Source organism: Hadarchaeum sp. (SeqCode) (genome assembly GCF_049969415.1).
GTDB lineage: Archaea > Hadarchaeota > Hadarchaeia > Hadarchaeales > Hadarchaeaceae > Hadarchaeum.
This window is the reverse complement of the sequence record NZ_JBMFOX010000054.1, coordinates 1,346-4,349: the sequence shown is the minus strand read 5'-3', so window position 1 is coordinate 4,349 and position 3,004 is coordinate 1,346. Positions and strand designations below refer to the sequence as shown.

Below are 3,004 nucleotides of genomic sequence, written 5' to 3'. Positions count from 1 at the left end.
GGCACGAAGCCAGAGAAGCTCTTCGAGGAACTCCATGAGTCTGGAGTGCTGAGCGAGCGAACTTGGGTCCTGTTGATGTCCTGTCCCGGATCCTGGAAGGAACTGCTCCAGAATGATGAGATCTCGAAGCAGATTTCGCAGCTTTCGACCTGGCTTTTCGAGCTTCAAGAGGTGAGAAAAAGGCGCGGCGTTTCGGTTTCACAAGTCCGGGAGGCTGAATCGGGCAATGTTCAAAAAAGTCGGTGATGAAGCCATACTTGCGGAGCACGGGAGAGGGATAGCCAGGCTGTGCGACGATGTTAAGGTGTTGGGCCAGCGCCTGCAAGTCTTGGAGAGGCGAATCTCAACCTTGGAAAACAATCTGGCCGAGCTGACGAAATTTTTTAGCAAGTTTGAACTCGCATCGCCTGGTTTTGAGGCAGGTTCTCAGCGGCGGGGGAGGTAGCGCGGTGGTCTGCGAGAGGACCGTAACAGCCCTGGGCACCGAGCGCGTGATGAAGTTTAAGTGCCTGGGCTGCCTAGGAGGGGCCTCCATCGAGAAATCCCGTGAATGCCGGAAGAGGGTGCTGCAGGCGCTGATGGAGGAACCCGACGTCGATGTGGTCATCCTTTCTGGAATGTATGAGCACGAGTACACCGGGGTGGGTTTTCAGGCGCTCAAGGAGGTCGCGGGAATCCTTGACGAGGCTCAGCGGTGGCTTCCCGCCAACCTCGTCTCCGGGGATTGCAAGAGATGCGCGGCCTCGCGGGAGTTTCAGCTCCGCAGGGTGCTTGAGGAGCTCTCCGCGGACCCAGTGGCCGGCTTTCGCAGGCTTCAGGAGCTGCACCAGAGAATGAATGTGAAAAAGGAGCGCGGGGCAGAGGTTTGCCAGAAATGCCGCTCGGATTTCATCGCGAAGAATCTGGAGCCGCTCCTGAGCTCCCTTAAAAGCTCGGCACTGCTCAGAGCCGAGAGAATCGGTCTGAAATATTCCGAGTTCCTGCAGCCCCTCATCAGACCATGTTTTCTGTCCTCACGCCTGAAGATGGAGCCGCCGCCCAACAGCGAGCTTGTGGATTCCTACCAGATTGAAGGCGGCGAGGTGAGGATCTACCATCTCCCTGAAAAGCTTCAGAACTTGTACCTCTTTCTTCCGCCCGAGTACCGGCTCTCCCACAATCAGGTGAAGCTGCTGCAGCACGCCCAGCAGGCGATCGTCGACAGCCATCGAGCGCTGGACGGTGATCTGGCGCAGGCCCGTAAACAAATTGTGCGTTGGGGCGAGAGGCTGATGATCGAGAAAGCGGTGAAGGAGAAAATTCAAGTTTCGCGGGAAGAGATCAAGAGTTTAGCCCTGAGCCTGTCCAAGTTCACGGCCGGCCTGGGCCTGCTTGAGTCCCTGCTGGCAGATCCGAGAATCCAGGACATCTACATCGATTCACCCGTTGGGAGCACGCCGGTACACATATTGCACCGCGACCACGAGGAGTGCCTGACCAACATCTTCCTGACACCAGACGACGCCTGTTCTATGATCTCTAGGTTTCGTTCGCTCAGCGGCCGGCCCTTTTCCGAGGCTGATCCGGTTTTGGATCTTAATCTGGATGGGGTGAGGGTCGCTGCCATCGGGCCGCCGCTCAGCCCGGGCGGGATTGCCTTCGCGATCCGCAGGCACAAGCCCACCCCATGGACGCTGCCGCAGTTCGTCCAGGCGAGGTTTTTGACGCCATTTGCCGCGGGCCTGCTCAGCCTGCTGGTCGACTCGCAGACCTCCCTGCTGATTGCCGGTAGCCGCGGGGCGGGCAAAACTTCGCTTTTGGGGGCGCTGATGCTGGAGATACTTCCCAAGTTCAGGTTTATCACCATCGAGGACACCCGGGAGCTCATGGTGGAAAGACTTCGCGAGCTCGGCTTCAAGGTCCAGTCCCTTCAGGTGCAGTCGTCGGTTTCCGGTGTGGAAAGCGAGCTCAGCGCTGAGGAGGCGCTCCGGGCAGCGCTTCGGCTCGGTGAGTCGGTCTTGGTCATCGGTGAGGTGAGGGGCGATGAGGCGCGCGTGCTCTATGAGGCCATGCGGGTGGGGGCGGCGGGAAATTCGGTGCTGGGGACCATTCACGGGGCCACCGCTCGGGATGTTTTCGAACGGGTGGTCCATGACCTCAGGATAACGCCGAGTTCCTTCAAGGCCACCGAGGCCATCGCGGTGGCAGCGCCCATCCGGATGCGGGGAGGAATCTCAAGGGCCAGAAGGCTGGTGCAGATAGTCGAGGTCAAAAAGAATTGGCGTCAGGATCCGGTGGCCGAGGGAGGATTTGTCAACTTGATGACCTACGACTATTCCCGCGACTGTTTGCGGCCGAGCCGGGCCCTCCTCCAGGGAAGGTCGGAGCTGATCGCGGGCATCGCGAGGAAGTGGGGTCTGGAGCCAAGCCAGGTCATGCGCAACCTGAAATTTCGCGCCAAGGTCCACGAAGATCTGGTGGTTGAGGCAAGGTCAGTAGGGCCGCAGCTGCTCGAGGCTCCGTTTGTGGTACGGGCTAACCTAACCTGGCACGCTTTTTTTGAGGCACAGCTCAGGCGCGGCTGCGTGGATTACAGCGAATTGTACAGGAGCTGGCGGACGTGGCTCGACTCGGCCAAGGGGCAGGCGGGGTAAAATCATGCGGGAAAAAATTTTCTCCTCAGCAAGCTGGCGGGCGAAACACGAGGATCTAAAGGAGTTGGGGGAGGCGGCGGCGCTGGTTGGATACCTCACTATGGCCCTGAAGATAACGCCGAACCTCGAGCGGGCCTGTGCCTTCGCCAGCGAGCAGCTGGAGGGCAGAATGGGTCAGGACCTGAAAAGGCAGATGGCTGAGTGCTACCTGCGGTTCCATTCCAGCGCGGATGAGGCGCTGCTGAAGTTCTCCCAGAGGTGGGGCCAAAGTTTTCCGGAATTTGGTCAGGCGATTCAACTCGTGCGCGGTTCCGTGGCCGAACTGAGCCGATCCGGCCGCGAGAGGTCCTTGGACCGTGCTCTCCAGCTGG

General features: G+C 59.6%; 4 protein-coding genes. All 4 read left to right on the top strand.

The window, feature by feature from the left end:
• On the top strand, positions 1-246 hold a 246-nt coding region (locus ACP5PX_RS07365), incomplete at its 5' end, for a hypothetical protein (protein WP_428085322.1).
• A complete protein-coding gene (locus tag ACP5PX_RS07360; protein ID WP_428085321.1) occupies positions 227-445 on the top strand; it encodes a hypothetical protein in 219 nt (72 codons plus the stop codon). The genes ACP5PX_RS07365 and ACP5PX_RS07360, both read left to right, overlap by 20 nt.
• Entirely contained in the window at positions 414-2,633 is a 2,220-nt protein-coding gene (locus tag ACP5PX_RS07355; RefSeq protein ID WP_428085320.1) for an ATPase, T2SS/T4P/T4SS family, read from the top strand. The genes ACP5PX_RS07360 and ACP5PX_RS07355 overlap by 32 nt, the downstream gene beginning before the upstream one ends.
• A 4-nt stretch (positions 2,634-2,637) precedes the next feature.
• On the top strand, positions 2,638-3,004 hold a 367-nt coding region (locus ACP5PX_RS07350), incomplete at its 3' end, for a hypothetical protein (RefSeq protein WP_428085319.1).

Excerpts from the sequence above, each read along its gene's own strand:
- ACP5PX_RS07360 (WP_428085321.1), top strand. The coding sequence starts at position 227 with ATGTTCAAAAAAGTCGGTGATGAAGCCATACTTGCGGAGCACGGGAGA.